Genomic DNA, 17,018 nt, shown 5'->3' with positions numbered 1-17,018 from the left:
TGATAGGTTCACTTCTCATGGCCGCCGAGCACTACTTCTCGAGTACTCCCGACGGCGACCTCCGGCCCCGCAGGATCCAGGCCCGCCTGGCCGGCCGCGACCTCGAGGTCACGACGGCAGGAGGGGTGTTCAGCCCCGGTCACGTCGATCTCGGCACGCGCGTCCTGCTGGACGCGGTGCCCGACGCCCCCGCTGACGGGGACCTGCTGGACCTCGGCTGCGGCTGGGGCCCGGTCGCCCTCGCGCTCGCCCTCGCCTCCCCCGACGCCCGGGTGTGGGCGGTCGACGTCAACCAGCGGGCGCTCGAGCTGGTCCGTCGCAACTGCGAGGAACTCGGCGTCCTCAATGTCAACGCCGTGCTGCCCGAGGATGTTCCCGACGACGTCCGCTTCCGCACCGTGTGGTCGAACCCGCCGATCCGCATCGGCAAGGAGGAGCTGCACCTCCTGCTCGAGCGCTGGCTGCCGCGGCTCGAGGAGGGCGCGGACGCCTGGCTCGTCGTGCAGCGCAACCTCGGCTCCGACTCGCTCCAGACCTGGCTCGGCGCCGCGTTCGCCGGGTGGCTCGACGTGGAGCGCGTCTCCTCGGCGAAGGGCTTCCGCGTGCTCCGGACGACCCGCCGGGCCTGACCGGGTCCTCAGTCGATCCGGATCGTCCCGGTGAAGACGAGGTCGGCCGGGCCGGAGAGCCCGACGTGCTCGCCCTCCTCCGCCGCGAACATCGTCACGCCGAGCGTGCCGCCCGGGACCTCCACGCGCCAGGCCTGCGGAGCGCGCGCTCCCGCCCAGTAGCGCACCGCCAGTGCCGCCGCCGCGGCACCCGTGCCGCAGCTCAGGGTCTCGCCGCTGCCGCGCTCGTGCACGCGCATCCGGATCCGCCCGATCCCGTCGTGGACCAGGGGCTCGCCGGGAACCACGAACTCGACGTTCGCGCCGTCCTCGGGCTCCGGGTCGAGCTGCGGGATGTAGGAGAGGTCGGCGGAGTCGAGCTCCTCGTCGTTGCTGAGGGCGACGACCACGTGCGGATTGCCGAGGTCGATCCCGAGACCGGGGCGCGCGACCTTGAGCTCCTTCGCCCGCACCAGGGGCTCGCCGCCCGCCAGCTCCCAGCGGCCGAGGTCGACCTGGAACCCGGCACCGCTGCGGGTGACGTCGCGGACGCCGGCGCGGGTGCCGATCGGCAGGGTGTCGCCGGGCTCGAGCGCCGCGAGGCCGCCCGCGAGCAGGAACGCGGCGTAGACGCGGATGCCGTTGCCGCACATCTCGGCGATCGAGCCGTCGGCGTTGCGGTAGTCCATGAACCACTCCGCCTCGCTCTCCTCGGCCAGAGCCGCGGCGCCCTCCGGGATCGCGCGGGAGCGGACGGCACGGATGACGCCGTCGGCGCCGACGCCGAAGTGGCGGTCGCAGATCATCGCGATCTGCGCGGGCGAGAGGTCGACCTCACCGTCCGGGTCGCTGAAGAGCACGAAGTCGTTGCCGGTGCCCTGGCCCTTGGTGAAGTGCAGCTCGATCGTCATGGCGCACAGCCTAGCGAGGAGCGGGAGCGGCGGCCTGGGCGGCGGCGTGCGCCCGCGACACCAGGTCCGGCGCGTCGTACGGGAGCCGGTGGGCGCCGCCGTAGCGCCGGAACCAGCTGTTCTGCCGACGTGCGTAGCGGCGCGTGAGCGCCTGCGTCGCCGCGATCGCCTCCTCCTCGCGGAGGACGCCGGCACGCTGGGCGAGCGCCTGGGCGTACCCGATGGCCCGCCCGGCTGTGACGCCGCGCTCCAGGCCGAGGGGGACGAGCCGCTCGACCTCGTCGAGCATCCCGGCCGCCCACATCCGCTCCACCCGCCGGTCGAGGCGCTGCACCAGCTCCTCCCGCGGAGCCTCGAGGAACAGGATCGAGGCGGGGCGCCACCGAACCGGCTCGTCGGACATCAGCGCGCTGTGCGTGCTCCCGCCGGTGAGCTCCGCGATCTCGAGCGCGCGGACGATGCGCCGGGCGTTGTGCGGACCGATCCGCTCGGCCACTCCGGCGTCGATCCGGCGCAACCGCTCGACGAGGGCGCCCAGGCCCTCCCGCTCGGCGGTCTCCTCGAGCCGGCGCCGGACGGCCGGGTCGGTGCCCGCGAACGAGAACTCGAAGACGACGCTGGAGACGTACAGACCGGAGCCCCCGACGAGGATCGGCGTCGCCCCGCGCGCCAGCACGCTCTCGATCACGCGCCGCGCCTCGCTCTGGTAGCGGGCAACCGACGCCTCCTCCGTCACGTCGAGGACGTCGAGCAGGTGGTGCGGGACGCCCCGACGCTCGTCGGCGGGCAGCTTCGCGGTGCCGATGTCCATCCCGCGGTAGAGCTGCATCGCGTCGGCGTTCACGATCTCAGCGGCGCCGCCGTCCTGCCGGATCGCCTCGGCGAGCTCGAGCGAGAGGTCGGACTTGCCCGTGCCGGTCGCGCCGACGACCGCGATGAGCTCCGGCGCGGTATCGGGGGCTCCGGTCTCAGCGCTCGCCATCGAGGGCGTCGTAGATCGGCGTCGTCAGCGTGCCGGCGTCGCGCACGCGCAGCGACGGCAGGCCCAGCGAGACCCGGGGCGCCCCGCTCGCGCCCGGGGCGGCCGGAACTCCGCAGGACTCGGTCTGCGCCCGGTCCCAGGCGTCGCCCGCGCGGGTGCGGCGGATGCGGAGCGGCGCGCCGTCGGGCGAATCCGCCAGGAGGTAGAAAAGGGCGGCACGGGTGACCCGGACGGAGACCACGTCTCCGGGACGCGGCTGCTCGGAGCCCTCGGGCACGTCGAAGTGCACCAGACGGCTGTCCTCGGCGCGTCCGCTCAGCCGGTGCGTCTCCGTGTCGCGGCGGCCCTCGCCGGTCGCGACGAGGACCTCGACCTCTCGGCCGACGACCGTGCGGTTCTCCTGCTCGCTGATCGCGTCCTGCAGGGCGACGAGCCGCTCGTAGCGCTCCTGGACGACCGCCTTGGGGATCTGGTCGGGCAGCGTCGCGGCCGGGGTGCCGGGCCGGATGGAGTACTGGAAGGTGAAGGCGGAGGCGAAGCGGGCCGCCTCGACCACCCGCAGGGTCTCCTGGAAGTCGGCCTCCGTCTCGCCGGGGAAGCCAACGATGATGTCGGTGCTGATCGCCGCGTGCGGGATGCGATCGCGCACCCGGTCGAGGATCCCGAGGAACTTCTCGGAGCGGTAGGAGCGGCGCATCGCCTTGAGGACGCGGTCGGAGCCGGACTGGAGCGGCATGTGCAGCTGCGGCATCACCGCCGGCGTCTCGGCCATGGCGTCGATCACGTCGTCCGTGAAGGCCGCGGGATGGGGGCTCGTGAAGCGGATCCGCTCGAGCCCGTGGATGGTGCCCGCCGCGCGGAGCAGCTTCGAGAACGCCTGGCGATCGCCGAACTCGACGCCGTAGGAGTTCACGTTCTGGCCGAGAAGGGTGACCTCGATCGCGCCGTCGTCCACGAGCGCCTGGATCTCGGCGAGCACGTCGCCGGGACGCCGGTCCTTCTCCTTGCCGCGGAGCGAGGGGACGATGCAGAAGGTGCAGGTGTTGTTGCAGCCGACCGAGATCGAGACCCAGCCGCTGTAGGTCGAGTCGCGCTTCGTGGGGAGCGTGGAGGGGAAGACATCGAGCGATTCGAGGATCTCGAGCTGCGCCTCGTCGTTGTGGCGGGCGCGCTCGAGCAGGCTCGGGAGGGCGCCCATGTTGTGCGTGCCGAAGACCACGTCGACCCACGGGGCACGGTCGAGGATGACGTTCTTGTCCTTCTGCGCGAGACAGCCGCCGACCGCGATCTGCATCCCCTCGTGTCGGCGCTTCACCGACGCGAGGTGGCCGAGGTTGCCGTAGAGCTTGTTGTCGGCGTTCTCGCGCACCGCGCAGGTGTTGATCACGACGACGTCGGCCTCGGCTCCATCGGCGGACACGTAGCCCGCCGCCTCGAGCGAACCGCTCAGCCGCTCGGAGTCGTGCACGTTCATCTGGCACCCGAACGTACGGACCTCGTAGGTCCTCGGCCGGGTCTCGGCGACGGGCGACGGGGCGGTACCGAGCGTGCTCATGGTGTGGGATTCTACGCTCCGGTCGGACCGCTCCCGGCCCGCCGTGTCAGCGGAAGCGGACGCTCGACCCCGGCTTGCGGATCGTCTCGCGGACGACGCGCTGCACGAGTCCGCCGGCGTAGCCGCGGCGCGCGAGGAATCCCGTGAGCCGGCGCTCGGCGACCTCGTCGGAGAGAGAGCGCAGGCTCGGCAGGCGCTTGCGCGCGAGCTCGAGCGCCGTGCGGTACTCATCGTCGCCGTCCAGCTCGTCGAGCGCTGACGCGATCGCCTCGGGGTCGATCTTCCGCGCGCGCAGCTCCTGCTGGATGGAGGAGCGGCCGAGCTTCTTGCGGTCACGGAGCGAGACGACCAGCTGCTCCGCCATGCGGAGGTCGTCGAGGTAGCCGAAGCGCGTGAAGCGCTCGAGGATCTCGAGGGCGTCCTTCTCGGCGACGCCCTCCGTGTAGAGGCGCGCCTCGACCTCGGCGACCGAGAGGCTCTTGCGGGAGAGCCCCCGTACGATCCGATCCGCGACCTGCTCGGGATCGATCTCCTCCGGGACCTCGATCGCGTCGTCGTCGTCCTCGTCGTCCGCGTTCTCGACGAACGCTGGCGCGCGCCGGGCGACATGAGCCGAGAGCTCGGCGATCCGCTCGGAGGCCGGAGACGCGGCGCCCCCGACGGCGGAGCCTTCCAACTCGCCTGCGACCGTCCCGGGAGCTCTGGTACGCGGCGTCCCGGCTCCGGACGGCTCCGGAAGCGACCCGGCCCCGTCGGCGTCCGGCGCCGCCGGAGCCCAGCCGTCGTCGCCCGCCGCACCCCGGTCGACCCAGGGCAGGAAGGCCACGGGGCGGCCCTTCGCCCCCTCCGCGGCCTTCTCCGCCACGGGCTAGGCGCCCTTGCGCACGGGCTGCTTGGTCTCGATCGCGACCGGCGCGGCCTCGACGGCCGCGTTCGGGTCGACGATCACGCCGAGCTTGACCAGGATGCGCTTCTCGATCTCGGCGGCCACATCGGGGTTGTCGATGAGGAACTGGCGCGCCTTCTCCTTGCCCTGGCCGAGCTGGTCGCCGTCGTAGGTGTACCAGGCGCCCGACTTGCGGACGATCTCGTGCTCGACACCGAAGTCGATCAGGCTGCCCTCGCGGGAGATGCCGACGCCGTAGAGGATGTCGAACTCGGCCTGCTTGAAGGGCGGGGCCATCTTGTTCTTCACGACCTTGACGCGGGTGCGGTTGCCGACCGCGTCGGTGCCGTCCTTCAGCGTCTCGATGCGGCGGATGTCGAGGCGGACCGACGCGTAGAACTTGAGCGCCTTGCCGCCCGCCGTGGTCTCGGGGCTTCCGAAGAAGACGCCGATCTTCTCGCGCAGCTGGTTGATGAAGATCATCGTGGTGTTCGTGGTGTTCAGTCCGCCGGTCAGCTTGCGCAGCGCCTGGGACATGAGGCGGGCCTGCAGGCCGACGTGGGAGTCGCCCATCTCGCCCTCGATCTCGGCACGCGGCACGAGGGCCGCGACGGAGTCGATCACGATGAGGTCGATCGAGCCCGAGCGCACGAGCATGTCGGCGATCTCGAGCGCCTGCTCTCCGGTGTCGGGCTGCGACACGAGGAGGGAGTCGATGTCGACGCCGAGCTTCTTGGCGTACTCGGGGTCGAGCGCGTGCTCCGCGTCGATGAAGGCGGCGATGCCGCCGTTGCGCTGCGCGTTCGCGATCGCGTGCAGCGTGAGGGTGGTCTTTCCGGAGGACTCTGGGCCGTAGATCTCGACGATGCGGCCGCGGGGGAGCCCGCCGATCCCGAGCGCGACGTCGAGCGCGATAGAACCGGTCTGGATCACCTCGACGGGAGCGCGGTCGTCGCTTCCGAGGCGCATGACGGCGCCCTTGCCGAACTGGCGGTCGATCTGGGCGAGTGCGGTCTCGAGGGACTTCTCGCGGTCGGAGGAACTGGGCATGGCCGTCTCGCTCTCGTGTTCGTGGTGGTGTCGCCTACAGGCTGTCGCGACATGCCGGCGGCTGTCGGAGTGACAGTGCCGGCCGGCTGCGACAAGGCGGTGAAGCAGGTCCGTTCAGGTGTCTCCGACGGTACGCCCGACCACCGACATCGGGGCCGAGCGAGAGCGACTCCGTGGAGACGGAGCCGATCCTGCTTCTGTGGAGGAGCCTAGACCCGTTCGAACACGGATTCGAGCACGAGCCGTCGGCGTGTCGAACACGGCTTCGGCGACGGGAGCGTCAGCGGTGGCGCTTCCGCGGATCCACGCCGTGCCACCGGGCCTCCGGGATGTCGTTGGCGCGGCAGAGGGCGAGCCAGACCTCGCGCGGCTCCGCTCCATCCGCGAGGGCGCGCTCGGCGGTGCGGCCCCCGAGCTCGGTCAGCACGAGGTCCGAGACCAGGACACGGGCGTAGGCGCCGCCGAACTCGTCGTCCACCAGCTGCCGGAACTCGCTCAAGCGCATGCGTCCACGGTAGCCGCTGCCCGGAAGCCGCACTCCCCCGGGAACGCCGAAGGGCGCCCGGCCGGAGCCTGGGCGCCCTTCGCGTGGAACGGGTGCGGTGAGTGGAGGGGACGGAATCCGACTACTGCGTGACGAGGTCCGCGTCGAAGCCGGCGACCATGTCTGCCGGGATGGTGTCGGGGATGGTGTCGATGCCCTCGATGACGGCGAGACGATCGCCGACCTCGCGCATGATCACCGAGATGGGGGTGTCGAGGGCGTCGGCGACAGAGGCGAGGATCTCCGAGGAGGCCTCCTTCTGACCGCGTTCGACCTCGCTCAGGTAGCCGAGCGCAACGCTCGCCTTGCTCGCCACCTGACGGAGCGTACGACCTTTCTGCAGGCGAAAGTCCCTGAGGACATCGCCGATCTCCTGACGAACTAGAACCACTGGACCCTCCTTCTCCACGTCAACCGCATGTCGTGCACCTGCACCGCGAGCACGAGCGCCGGAGATTCCGGAGGGGGTGATCGGGGGGGCTGGGACGAGAGAACCGGATAGCTGTTCACTACCCGGTTCGTATGGTGTCGACTCTAATACCGGATGACTGGACTTTGCGTGTGAGCGACACCAGTTGTAACCGGGCCGCAATGCGGCGCATTCCGATTCCCGAAGGGCCCCGGCTGGGTATCCGCCTCATGCGCCGCGGGCGATCAGCTCCGCGCCGAGGGCGAGGGCCGCGTCGACCGAGGCGGCGCGGATCGCGGCGCGGTCGCCGTCGAACCGGTGCTCACGGACGAGCTCGTCCTCGCCGAGGACGGCCGCCACGATGACGGTGCCGACGGCCGCGTCCCCCTGCGGATCCGGACCGGCGACCCCCGTCGTCGCCAGGCCGAGCGTCGGACGCCCGTCGGCTGCGAGCCGCGAGGACGCTCCGCGCGCCATCTGCACGGCGACTCCGGGATCGACGGGACCCCGCTCGCCGAGGACGCGCGCGTCGACCCCGAGGAGCCGGTCCTTGAGGTCGGTGGCATAGCTCACCACTCCCCCGCGGTACACGGCGGAGGCGCCGGGCACCTCCACGAGGGCGGAGCTGAGCGCGCCGCCGGTGAGGGACTCCGCGACGGCGAGGTCGACACCCCGCCGCCGGAGCTCGGCGATCAGCTGCGCGGCCGTCACCGCGTCGACCGGGCGGCCCGGCTCTGGCGGGCGGCGTCGGCGAGGTAGTCGATCCCGGTGGCGACCGTGAGCACCACCGCGGCCGTCATCGTGATGCCGTTCAGCCAGTGGACCCACTCGCCGAGGACGGCCCAGAGCGGCAGCAGAGCGAGGGAGATCGCGATCGACTGCACGATCGTCTTGAGCTTGCCGCCCCGCGACGCGGGGATCACCCGATCCGAGAGCACGGCCATCCGGAACACGGTGATGCCGATCTCGCGCACCAGGATGACGATCGTCACCCACCACGGCAGCTCCGCGAGGATCGAGAGCCCGACGAGCGCCGCGCCGGTGAGCACCTTGTCGGCGATCGGATCCAGGAGCTTGCCGAGATCGGTCACGAGGCCCCGGCTCCGGGCGATGTGCCCGTCGATGCCGTCCGTGGCGATCGCGACGATGAAGAGGAGCGCCGCGGCGATCCGGATCCCGCCGTCCTGCCCCCCGTCGGCCAGCAGGAGCCAGAAGAAGACGGGCGCCAGCAGGATCCGGACGACCGTGATCGCGTTCGGCAGGTTCCAGTTGCCCGACGCGGCCGGAGCCGGTGCGGTGGGGTTCGTCATCGTGCTCCGCCGTTCCTCGCAGTGCGGGCGACCGGGACGGTCACTCGCGTCCCGTCAGCGTCCAGGCGTCCTCGCCGGACCCCTCGTCGTCGTCGTGGTAGTCGGTGGCGGCGGGCCCCGTCGGCTCGGCCAGCGGATCCGCGTACGGGTCCGGGGCGACCGAGGACGGCGCGGCCGGCCCCTCACCCGGGTCCTCGCCGCGCATCCGCGCGAGGACGCCCGGCAGCTGCTCGGCGGTGACCAGCACGTCGCGGGCCTTCGACCCCTCGGAGGGGCCGACGACCTCGCGCGACTCGAGCAGGTCCATCAGTCGGCCGGCCTTGGCGAAGCCGACGCGGAGCTTGCGCTGCAGCATCGAAGTCGAGCCGAACTGCGTGCTGACGACGAGCTCGGCCGCCGCGACCAGCAGCTCGAGGTCGTCCCCGATGTCGGAGTCGATCTCCTTGCGCTGCGCCTGCACGGTGATGTCCTGGCGGTACTCGGGCTGCGCCTGACGGGTGACGTGCTCGACGACCTTCGCGATCTCGTCCTCGCGGACCCAGGCGCCCTGGACGCGCATCGGCTTGTTGGTGCCCATGGGGAGGAAGAGGCCGTCGCCCTGCCCGATGAGCTTGTCGGCTCCCGGCTGGTCGAGGATGACCCGCGAGTCGGTGACGCTGGTCACCGCGAAGGCGAGGCGGCTGGGCACGTTCGCCTTGATGAGGCCGGTCACCACGTCGACGCTCGGCCGCTGCGTGGCCAGCACGAGGTGGATGCCCGAGGCGCGCGCGAGCTGGGTGATGCGCACGATCGAGTCCTCGACGTCGCGCGGGGCGACCATCATCAGGTCGGCGAGCTCGTCGACCACCACGAGGAGGTACGGGTACGGCTTGAGGACGCGGCTGCTGCCCGCCGGGAGCTTGATCTCGTCCGCGCGGACGGCCGCGTTGAAGTCGTCGATGTGACGGAACCCGAACGACGCCAGGTCGTCGTAGCGCATGTCCATCTCCTTCACGACCCACTGCAGCGCCTCGGCGGCCTTCTTGGGGTTCGTGATGATCGGAGTGATCAGGTGCGGCACTCCGCCGTAGATGGTGAGCTCCACGCGCTTGGGGTCGATCAGGACCATCCGCACGTCCTGCGGGCGCGCGCGCATCAGCAGGCTCGTGATCATCGAGTTGACGAAGCTGGACTTGCCGGAGCCGGTGGAGCCGGCGACCAGGAGGTGCGGCATCTTGGCGAGGTTCGCCACGACGTAGCCGCCCTCGACGTCCTTGCCGACGCCGATGGTCATCGGGTGCGTGGACGTCGTCGAGGCCGGCGAGCGGAGGACGTCGCCCAGGGAGACGATCTCGCGGTCCGTGTTGGGGATCTCGACGCCGATCGCGCTCTTGCCCGGGATCGGGGAGAGGATCCGGACCTCGTTGCTGGCGACGGCGTAGGAGAGGTTCTTGCTGAGCGCGGTGACGCGCTCGACCTTGACGCCGGGGCCGAGCTCGATCTCGTAGCGGGTGACGGTCGGGCCGCGGGAGAAGCCGGTGACCGTCGCATCCACGTTGAACTGCTGCAGCACCTCGGTGATGGCGCGGACCATCTCGTCGTTGGCCGCCGAGCGCGCCTTGGAGGGCGTGCCCGTCGAGAGGGCGGCCGCCGAGGGGAGGCGGTACGGCGCGTCGTCCTCGAACGAGGAGTCGAAGCCGGCGGTCGGATCCTCCTCGGCGAGGGGCGCGATCGGGCCGGTCTCGATGACGGGCGGGATCGGGACGGCGGGCGCCACGTCGAGGCGGTCGAGCCGGATGACCTCGGTCGCGTCGTCGTCGACCACGCCGGTCGCGCCGCGGGGAGCGCCCGTCTGCTCGAAGCGGGCGAGCGCCGCCTCGGCGGTCTCGGCCTCGGCCAGCACCTCGGTGGCGTAGGAGCGGGTCGGCGGGTGGGCCTCGTCGTCGCGCTCCTCGAGCGCGGTGTCGAAGCCCTTCGCGCGGCCGCGAGCGGGCGCGGCGCCCTCGATGACCTCGGTGAAGGAGTCGATCGGGAGCTCGGTCTGCACGGTCGGCTCGTCCTCGCGCCCGGACTCGGTGCGCCGCCACCAGGGCAGCTCTCCGCCGTCCTGCTGCGCGTCCTCCTCCTGCTCGGCCTCCGCCTTCGCCGCGGCCTTGGCGGCGGCCCGCTCGGCCTTGAGGCGGGCACGCTCCTCGTCGTCGAGCACGGGGGCGCCGAAGAGGTAGCCGTAGAGCTCCCGCGAGCGCGCGCCGATGCGGTTCGGCGGGGTCTTGGTGATGATGAACAGCGACAGCAGGATCACGAGCGACAGCAGCACGGTCGCGCCGGGGACGGTGGCGATCGCCGCGAGCGGGGCGCCCACCAGCCAGCCGAGGACGCCTCCCGCTGCCGCCATGGTCTCGATTCCCTGGCCGGGCTGCGGCAGGCCGAGGTGCGCGTGGCAGATGCCGGCGGAGGCGACGAGCAGCGTGATGACGCCCACGCCGATCCGCCCGTTGTCGTCGACGGACCGGGGGTGCCGGAAGAGCCAGAGGGAGAAGAGGAGAAGGACGACCGGCAGCACGTAGGCGACCCGGCCGAAGAAGCCGCCGAAGCTCCACGCGTCGAGCACCAGGGCGACCGGGTCGGTCGCGAGGAACCACTCGACGACCGCGCCCGCGACGGCCAGCAGCAGCAGCAGGAAGGGGACGCCATCGCGGCGCTCCTCCTTCGCCAGCCGCTCGGGACCGAGGGCGCGCGCGGCGCCGCCCGCGAGGTGGGCCAGCGCCATCCAGAGCCGCACCGCGGGGTTGGTGCGCGGGGCGGACTCGAAGGCCACCGTCTTCGTCTCGGCGGCCGCCTTGCCCGAGCCCCGGCCGGATCGCGGCGCGCCGGAGCGCGGAGTCGCGCTGCCGCGCCCGCGCGAGGTCGTCTTGGTACTGGTCGCCATGAGGCCACCGTACCCGCCGCCCCCGTCAGGGCCGGTGACCCGCGCCGCGACGGCCGGCGCCGATCGGCCGCCGGCCGGGAGGCTCAGGCCTCGATGACGAGCGGCACGATCATGGGCCGGCGGCGGTAGGAGGTGTTGACCCAGCGGCCGACGACGCGACGGACGGCCTGCGAGAGCGCGTGCTGATCGCTCGCCCCGTTCCGCACCGCCTCCTCGAGCGCGGCCGCGATCCGCGGCTTGACCTCGTCGAAGACGCTGTCGTCCTCCGCGAAGCCCTTCGCGTGGATCTCGGGGCCGACGACGATCCGCCCCGTGCCCGCCTCCACCACCACGATGATCGAGATGAAGCCCTCCTCGCCGAGGATCCGCCGGTCCTTGAGGTCGGCGTCGGTGATCTCGCCCACCGACGATCCGTCGACGTAGACGAACCCCAGGTCGAGCCGTCCGACGACGGTCGCCCTGCCGTCGAGCAGGTCGATCACGGTGCCGTCCTCGGCGATGATCGTGTTCTCCTCCGCGATCCCGGTCTCGCGCGCGAGCTGCGCGTTCGCGACCAGGTGCCGGTACTCGCCGTGCACCGGCATCACGTTCAGCGGCTTGAGGATGTTGTAGCAGTAGAGGAGCTCGCCGGCCGCGGCGTGCCCGGACACGTGCACTTTCGCGTTGCCCTTGTGCACGACGGTCGCTCCGAGCCGGGTGAGCCCGTTGATGACCCGGTACACCGCGTTCTCGTTGCCGGGGATGAGGCTGGAGGCGAGGATCACGGTGTCGCCCTCCCCCGGCTCGATCTGGTGATCGAGGTTGGCCATCCGGCTGAGGACGGCCATCGGCTCGCCCTGCGACCCGGTGGACATGTAGACGATCCTGTCCTCGGGGACGTCGCCCGACTTCTTCATGTCGACCAGGACTCCCGGAGGGACGTGCAGGTAGCCGAGATCCGCGGCGATGCGCATGTTGCGGACCATGGAGCGGCCGAGCAGCGCCACGCGGCGGCCCGTGGCGTGGGCCGCGTCGAGCACCTGCTGCACCCGGTGCACGTGGCTGGAGAAGCTCGCGACGATGACGCGGCGGGTCGCCCTGGCCATGACGCTCTCGATGACCGGGCCGATGTCGCGCTCGCTCGGCGTGAAGCCGGGGACGTCGGCGTTGGTGGAGTCGACCATGAACAGGTCGACTCCCTCCTCGCCGAGGCGGGCGAAGGCGCGCAGGTCGGTGATCCGGCCGTCGAGCGGCAGCTGGTCCATCTTGAAGTCGCCGGTGTGCAGCACCGAGCCCGCGTCGGTGACGATCGACACGGCCAGCGCGTCCGGGATCGAGTGGTTCACGGCGACGAACTCGAGCTCGAAGGGCCCGAGGTTCTCGACGTCGCCCTCCTTCACCGTGAGCGTGTACGGCGTGATCCGGTGCTCCTTGAGCTTCGCCTCGACGAGGGCGAGCGTGAGGGTGGACCCGATCAGCGGGATGTCGCGCTTCAGCCGGAGCAGGTAGGGGACGGCGCCGATGTGGTCCTCGTGGCCGTGGGTGAGGACCACTCCGACGATGTCGTCGAGCCGGTCCCGGATGGGCGTGAAGTCCGGGAGGATCAGGTCGACGCCCGGCTGGTCCTCCTCCGGGAAGAGCACGCCGCAGTCGACGACCAGGAGCCTGCCGTCGATCTCGAAGACGGTCATGTTGCGGCCGATCTCGCCGAGGCCGCCGAGGGGGATGATCCGGAGCGTTCCCGGAGCGAGCGGGGCGGGGATGATCACGGGACCGGGCATGCGCCCTCCTTCTCCAGCGGTGCTTTCTCGGGACGTGCCGCTCGGGCTCAGCGGGTGGTGCCGGCGACCTTCGGGAGGGCGCCGCCGGCCGCGGCGTTGCGGTCGGGCCGGAAGTTGCGGAAGTCGACGCCCGGGATGTCGCGGACCAGGCCGAGCTCGTCCTCGATGAGCGCCGCCTCCGACTCCTCCGGGCCGACCAGGGGCAGCCGCACGCGCGGCGAGGAGATGCGGCCGAGGCCGTGCAGGATGTACTTCGCGGCGACGGTCCCGGGGACGTGCGTCATCACGGCGCGCACGAGCGGCTCGAGCTGCTGGTGCGCACGGGTGGCCGCGTGGAGGTCGCCCGCGTTCACGGCGTCGACGATCGTGCGGTACGGCGCGGCAGCGATGTTCGCGGTGACGCCGATGAGCCCCGTGGCGCCGATGGCGAGCTCGGGCAGCACGTTCGCGTCGTCGCCGCAGAAGTACATCAGGTCGGTCTGGTTGAGCACGCGGCTGACCTCGGAGAGATCTCCCTTCGCGTCCTTCACGGCCAGGATGTTCGGGTGCTTGGCCGCCCGCAGGATCGTCTCGTAGCGGATCGGCACGCCGGTGCGGCCGGGGATGTCGTAGAGGATCACCGGCAGGTCCGTCGCATCCGCGATCATCCGGAAGTGGGTGAGCACGCCCGCCTGCGTGGGCTTGTTGTAGTACGGGGTGACGATCATGTTGCCGTCGGCGCCGGCCTTCTCGCTCTGACGGGCGAGCTGCATGGCGTGGGCGGTCTCGTTCGAGCCGCCTCCCGTGATGATCTTCGCGCGGCCCCCCGCGACCGAGCGGCCGACCTCGACGAGGCGGATCTTCTCCGGGTCGGTCAGGGTGCTGGTCTCGCCCGTGGTCCCGGTGACCACGATGCCGTCCGCGCCCGCTGCGATGCAGTCGTCGATGTGCTTCTCGACACCGGGCCAGTCGACCTCGCCGTCGGCGGTGAACGGGGTGACCAGGGCGACCAGGACCTGGCCGAAGGGATTCTCCGGAGTTGACACGCTGCCAGGGTAGCGGGTCGCCGCCGCGCCGCCGGGAGGAGGTTCCCGGAGCCGCCCGCGCGGACGGCAGCAGGCGGATCGGGCGGGACGGCCCGCTCGTCCTCGCCGGGCGGCGGGCTACGGGGCGACGCGGCCGTTCGCTGTGAAGGCGGCGGCCGTGAGGGGCATCAGCTCCTGGAAGTGCGTCTCCATCTGCTCGGCCGCCATCTCGATCTCGCGCTGCGGGAAGGAGGGGAACGTCGAGTCATCGCGCTTGGTGCGCAGGGAGAGGAAGTTCATCAGCGAGCGGGCGTTGAGCGTGACGTACATCGACGAGTAGATGTTCAGCGGAAGGACGATCCGGGCGACCTCGCGGGCGACGCCCTCGCCGAGCATCCGCCGGTACGACTCGTAGGCCTGCGTGCTGACGCGGCGCGTCTCCTCGGCGACGAGCTCGGCCTGCTCGGGGGTGCCCGGCTCGAAGGAGTAGGCGCCGGGCTTGCCGACCTGCACGAGGTCGCGGCGGGGGCCGGGCACGTAGAAGACCGGACGGAGCTCGCGGTAGCGGCCCGACTCCTCGTTGTAGGAGGCGATGCGGTGCCGCATGAACTCGCGGAAGACGAAGATCGGCGCCTGCACGTAGAAGGTCATCGAGTTGTGCTCGAACGGCGAGCCGTGGCGGTCGCGCATGAGGTAGTTGATCAGGCCGCGGGCGCGCTTGCGCTGCAGCTCGGCGTCGGACTCCTCGCCGTCGAGCGCCTCGGCGAGCGTCTTCTCGCCCTGGGTCGAGACGCGGGCCGCGAACAGCACGTCGGAGTCGTGGGCGCTCGCGCGGACCAGCTCGACGACGACATCGCTGCGGAAGACGGGACTGCTCGGGTCTGCGCTGAGGCTGCTCTGTTCGGTCACGGATCGAACCTAGACCACGCTCCGACCGCGGCCGTCGTCACATCCCGAAACAGTCGTCCGCGAAGCGCCCGCGCCGACCTACGCTTCCCGGATGGAGCCCGTGACGATCCTCGCCGCACTGCTCGGCCTCGTCGTGCTGGGCGTCGTCCTCGGGGCTGTCCATCGGGCCCGCTCCGGGCGCGTCGCGAGCGCCCCCTCGCGCCAGGACCCCGCGATCGACCCCGGCGAGCTCGTCCCCGGCGCAGTGCTCGGGACCCGGGCCACAGTCGTGCAGTTCTCGACCGACGTCTGCACGCGGTGCCCTGCAGTGCGACGGATGCTCGGGGAGCTCGCCCAGCAGCGGCCCGGGCTGGCGCACCTCGACGTCGATCTGACGCACCGCCCCGACCTCGCGGCGCGCTTCCGCGTCCGGCAGACGCCCACGCTCCTCCTGCTCGATCGAGACGGAGTTCCGCGCAGCCGCGTCGGCGGCGCTCCGACCCGGGCCGCCCTGACCATCGAGCTCGACCGACTCCAGGAGACATGATGAGCACCCGCTCCCCCTCCACCACCGGCGCCACTCCCCCGTCCGGCACCGTCGATCCCCGCGGCCCCAGAGTCGCCGCCGGAGTCACCGCCGCACTCCTCCTCACGGCCGTGGGCCTCGGGCTCGCGGCCGCGGCCCGGGCCGACCTCGACGGCCGGCTCTCCCAGCCCGGCTTCCTCCTGCTGCTCGCGCTCGCCGCCCTCTTCGCCTGGTCGGCCGCGCGCGGCGTCGGCTCCGGCCCCTGGGCGGTGCTGTTCCGCCGGGTGGTCCGGCCGCACCTGGCACCGCCGCGCGAGTGGGAGGACGCCCGCCCGCCGCGCTTCGCCCAGCTGATCGGCCTGGTGGTGACCGGCGCCGGCGTCCTCCTGCACGTCGCCGGCGTCCCGGGATCGGTTCCGGTCGCCGCGGCCGTCGCCTTCCTCGCCGCCTTCCTCAACGCCGTGTTCGGCCTCTGCCTGGGCTGCGAGCTCTACCTCGTGCTCGCGCGGGCCGGCCTGGTCGGGCGCTCGGCCGGCTCCCGGGCGTGAGGCTCTAGGCTGGGTCCGCTTCGCGGGCGGCCCGCGACCGGCTCCGGGAGGCACCATGAGCGACTCATCCGCACGGCACTCCGACCACGACGGGACCACGGACTCCGGCTCGCCGCGGCGCGCCGCGCGCACGCCGGGCGAGCACGTGTCGACGCCGTCCGAGCTGCCCTCGGCCCGGCCGGACGCGTCCGCTCCCCGGCTCCGCGTCCTGATCTCGGGCGCCAGCGGGATGATCGGCTCCGAGCTGACCCGCCAGCTGCGCGCCGAGGGGCACGAGATCCTGCGCCTGGTGCGCCACGCGCCGTCGAGCCCGGACGAGTTCCACTGGGCGCCCACCTCGCACATGCTCGACTTCAGCGTGCTCGACCGCGTCGACGCCGTGATCAACCTCTCCGGCGCCTCGATCAGCCGCCTGCCGTGGACCGCGTCCTACAAGCGGGAGATCCTCGACTCGCGGATCCAGTCCACGCAGACCCTCACCGACGCGATGCGGATGTCCTCGACCCCGCCGACGACGCTGATCAACGCCTCCGCGGTCGGCTACTACGGAGACCGCCCGGGCGAGGAGCTCACCGAGCAGTCCTCGCGCGGCGACGGGTTCCTCGCCGACGTCGTCGACCGCTGGGAGAAGGCCGCCCACCTCGCGCCCGAGGCCACGCGGGTGGTCACCGCTCGCACCGGGCTCGTCCTCGGCGACGGCGGCGCGCTCAAGCCGCTCCTGCCCCTGACGAAGCTCGGTCTCAGCGGACCCCTCGGCAGCGGCAATCAGGCCTGGCCCTGGATCAGCCTCTACGACGAGGCCGCGGCGATCCGCCACCTGCTCACGTCCTCGCTCTCGGGCCCGGTGAACCTCGCCGGACCGGTGCCGGCGACCGCGAACGACGTGATGCGCACCCTCGCCGAGCAGCTGCACCGCCCGTTCAAGCTGGCCGTCCCCGAGAAGATCATCGAGCTCGCGCTGCGCGACGCCGGGCACGAGCTCCTGCTCTCGAGCCAGCGCCTGGTCCCCCAGCGGCTGCTCGACGACGGCTTCGAGTTCCGCCACCGCACGGTCGGCGCGGCGCTGGAGTGGGTGCTCGCCTGATCCCGGGCGCCCGAGCGGTTCTCGCCCGGAGAGCCGCGCTCGAGT

17 protein-coding genes are annotated in these 17,018 nt (G+C 72.0%); 4 read left to right on the top strand and 13 right to left on the bottom strand.

Features of this window, described 5'->3' with window-relative positions:
• The first annotated feature begins 17 nt into the window (after window positions 1-17).
• Window positions 18-629 carry a class I SAM-dependent methyltransferase gene (locus C5B93_RS06365; RefSeq protein ID WP_104233274.1) on the top strand — a complete coding sequence of 204 codons (612 nt, stop codon included), beginning with the start codon at window positions 18-20 and terminating at the stop codon, window positions 627-629.
• 8 nt (window positions 630-637) lie between these two features.
• Here C5B93_RS06365 and dapF read toward each other — a convergent pair whose 3' ends face one another.
• From dapF to thyX, 13 genes are all read right to left on the bottom strand, one after another.
• On the bottom strand, window positions 638-1,519 hold the full coding sequence (dapF, locus tag C5B93_RS06360) for a diaminopimelate epimerase (protein ID WP_104226308.1): 882 nt from the start codon (window positions 1,517-1,519) through the stop codon (window positions 638-640).
• Between the two features lie 10 nt (window positions 1,520-1,529).
• Window positions 1,530-2,501: a tRNA (adenosine(37)-N6)-dimethylallyltransferase MiaA gene (gene miaA / locus C5B93_RS06355; RefSeq protein ID WP_104292050.1), complete on the bottom strand. Its 972-nt coding sequence runs from the start codon at window positions 2,499-2,501 to the stop codon at window positions 1,530-1,532.
• A complete protein-coding gene (gene miaB, locus C5B93_RS06350; protein ID WP_104292049.1) occupies window positions 2,488-4,056 on the bottom strand; it encodes a tRNA (N6-isopentenyl adenosine(37)-C2)-methylthiotransferase MiaB in 1,569 nt (522 codons plus the stop codon). Before miaB ends, miaA begins: the two co-directional genes overlap by 14 nt.
• 46 nt (window positions 4,057-4,102) lie before the next feature.
• Window positions 4,103-4,882 (bottom strand): regulatory protein RecX, encoded by a 780-nt coding sequence (locus tag C5B93_RS06345; RefSeq protein ID WP_181068345.1) that lies wholly within the window; start codon window positions 4,880-4,882, stop codon window positions 4,103-4,105.
• Between the two features lie 42 nt (window positions 4,883-4,924).
• Window positions 4,925-5,992 (bottom strand): recombinase RecA, encoded by a 1,068-nt coding sequence (gene recA / locus C5B93_RS06340; protein ID WP_104224475.1) that lies wholly within the window; start codon window positions 5,990-5,992, stop codon window positions 4,925-4,927.
• Between the two features lie 280 nt (window positions 5,993-6,272).
• On the bottom strand, window positions 6,273-6,497 hold the full coding sequence (locus C5B93_RS06335; RefSeq protein ID WP_104267091.1) for a DUF3046 domain-containing protein: 225 nt from the start codon (window positions 6,495-6,497) through the stop codon (window positions 6,273-6,275).
• Window positions 6,498-6,618: 121 nt separating this feature from the next.
• Window positions 6,619-6,927 (bottom strand): helix-turn-helix domain-containing protein, encoded by a 309-nt coding sequence (locus C5B93_RS06330; protein WP_068207524.1) that lies wholly within the window; start codon window positions 6,925-6,927, stop codon window positions 6,619-6,621.
• A gap of 246 nt (window positions 6,928-7,173) precedes the next feature.
• Window positions 7,174-7,656: a CinA family protein gene (locus C5B93_RS06325; protein WP_104267090.1), complete on the bottom strand. Its 483-nt coding sequence runs from the start codon at window positions 7,654-7,656 to the stop codon at window positions 7,174-7,176.
• Window positions 7,653-8,255 (bottom strand): CDP-diacylglycerol--glycerol-3-phosphate 3-phosphatidyltransferase, encoded by a 603-nt coding sequence (gene pgsA / locus C5B93_RS06320; protein ID WP_104224472.1) that lies wholly within the window; start codon window positions 8,253-8,255, stop codon window positions 7,653-7,655. The genes C5B93_RS06325 and pgsA overlap by 4 nt, the downstream gene beginning before the upstream one ends.
• Before the next feature lie 40 nt (window positions 8,256-8,295).
• Window positions 8,296-11,163 carry a DNA translocase FtsK gene (locus tag C5B93_RS06315; RefSeq protein ID WP_104292048.1) on the bottom strand — a complete coding sequence of 956 codons (2,868 nt, stop codon included), beginning with the start codon at window positions 11,161-11,163 and terminating at the stop codon, window positions 8,296-8,298.
• Window positions 11,164-11,246: 83 nt separating this feature from the next.
• Window positions 11,247-12,923 (bottom strand): ribonuclease J, encoded by a 1,677-nt coding sequence (locus tag C5B93_RS06310; protein WP_104224470.1) that lies wholly within the window; start codon window positions 12,921-12,923, stop codon window positions 11,247-11,249.
• 47 nt (window positions 12,924-12,970) lie between these two features.
• Window positions 12,971-13,948, bottom strand: coding sequence for a 4-hydroxy-tetrahydrodipicolinate synthase (dapA, locus tag C5B93_RS06305; protein ID WP_104224469.1), 978 nt, complete (start codon window positions 13,946-13,948; stop codon window positions 12,971-12,973).
• A gap of 117 nt (window positions 13,949-14,065) precedes the next feature.
• Window positions 14,066-14,836 (bottom strand): FAD-dependent thymidylate synthase, encoded by a 771-nt coding sequence (thyX, locus tag C5B93_RS06300; RefSeq protein WP_104292047.1) that lies wholly within the window; start codon window positions 14,834-14,836, stop codon window positions 14,066-14,068.
• A gap of 91 nt (window positions 14,837-14,927) precedes the next feature.
• Between thyX and C5B93_RS06295 the strand changes: the two genes are divergently transcribed.
• The 3 genes from C5B93_RS06295 to C5B93_RS06285 are packed head-to-tail and all read left to right on the top strand — an operon-like array spanning window position 14,928 to window position 16,973.
• On the top strand, window positions 14,928-15,362 hold the full coding sequence (locus C5B93_RS06295; RefSeq protein ID WP_104233266.1) for a thioredoxin family protein: 435 nt from the start codon (window positions 14,928-14,930) through the stop codon (window positions 15,360-15,362).
• A complete protein-coding gene (locus C5B93_RS06290) occupies window positions 15,362-15,889 on the top strand; it encodes a DUF4395 domain-containing protein (RefSeq protein ID WP_104233265.1) in 528 nt (175 codons plus the stop codon). Before C5B93_RS06295 ends, C5B93_RS06290 begins: the two co-directional genes overlap by 1 nt.
• A gap of 55 nt (window positions 15,890-15,944) precedes the next feature.
• A complete protein-coding gene (locus C5B93_RS06285; protein ID WP_104238626.1) occupies window positions 15,945-16,973 on the top strand; it encodes a TIGR01777 family oxidoreductase in 1,029 nt (342 codons plus the stop codon).
• Window positions 16,974-17,018: the final 45 nt, after the last annotated feature.

Origin of the sequence: Rathayibacter sp. AY1A2 (assembly GCF_002930935.1) — a bacterium.
Taxonomy (GTDB): domain Bacteria; phylum Actinomycetota; class Actinomycetes; order Actinomycetales; family Microbacteriaceae; genus Rathayibacter.
The sequence above is the reverse complement of the archived record's forward strand: the minus strand, read 5'-3'. Positions and strand labels throughout refer to the sequence as shown.

What these genes read in the sequence shown, in the direction of transcription:
- C5B93_RS06285 (WP_104238626.1), top strand. Translation starts at nt 15,945, where the DNA reads ATGAGCGACTCATCCGCACGGCACTCCGACCACGACGGGACCACGGAC.
- C5B93_RS06310 (WP_104224470.1), bottom strand. Translation starts at nt 12,923, where the DNA reads ATGCCCGGTCCCGTGATCATCCCCGCCCCGCTCGCTCCGGGAACGCTC.
- miaB (WP_104292049.1), bottom strand. Translation starts at nt 4,056, where the DNA reads ATGAGCACGCTCGGTACCGCCCCGTCGCCCGTCGCCGAGACCCGGCCG.
- dapF (WP_104226308.1), bottom strand. Translation starts at nt 1,519, where the DNA reads ATGACGATCGAGCTGCACTTCACCAAGGGCCAGGGCACCGGCAACGAC.
- C5B93_RS06295 (WP_104233266.1), top strand. Translation starts at nt 14,928, where the DNA reads ATGGAGCCCGTGACGATCCTCGCCGCACTGCTCGGCCTCGTCGTGCTG.
- C5B93_RS06335 (WP_104267091.1), bottom strand. Translation starts at nt 6,497, where the DNA reads ATGCGCTTGAGCGAGTTCCGGCAGCTGGTGGACGACGAGTTCGGCGGC.
- C5B93_RS06290 (WP_104233265.1), top strand. Translation starts at nt 15,362, where the DNA reads ATGAGCACCCGCTCCCCCTCCACCACCGGCGCCACTCCCCCGTCCGGC.
- recA (WP_104224475.1), bottom strand. Translation starts at nt 5,992, where the DNA reads ATGCCCAGTTCCTCCGACCGCGAGAAGTCCCTCGAGACCGCACTCGCC.
- C5B93_RS06315 (WP_104292048.1), bottom strand. Translation starts at nt 11,163, where the DNA reads ATGGCGACCAGTACCAAGACGACCTCGCGCGGGCGCGGCAGCGCGACT.
- pgsA (WP_104224472.1), bottom strand. Translation starts at nt 8,255, where the DNA reads ATGACGAACCCCACCGCACCGGCTCCGGCCGCGTCGGGCAACTGGAAC.
- C5B93_RS06365 (WP_104233274.1), top strand. Translation starts at nt 18, where the DNA reads ATGGCCGCCGAGCACTACTTCTCGAGTACTCCCGACGGCGACCTCCGG.
- miaA (WP_104292050.1), bottom strand. Translation starts at nt 2,501, where the DNA reads ATGGCGAGCGCTGAGACCGGAGCCCCCGATACCGCGCCGGAGCTCATC.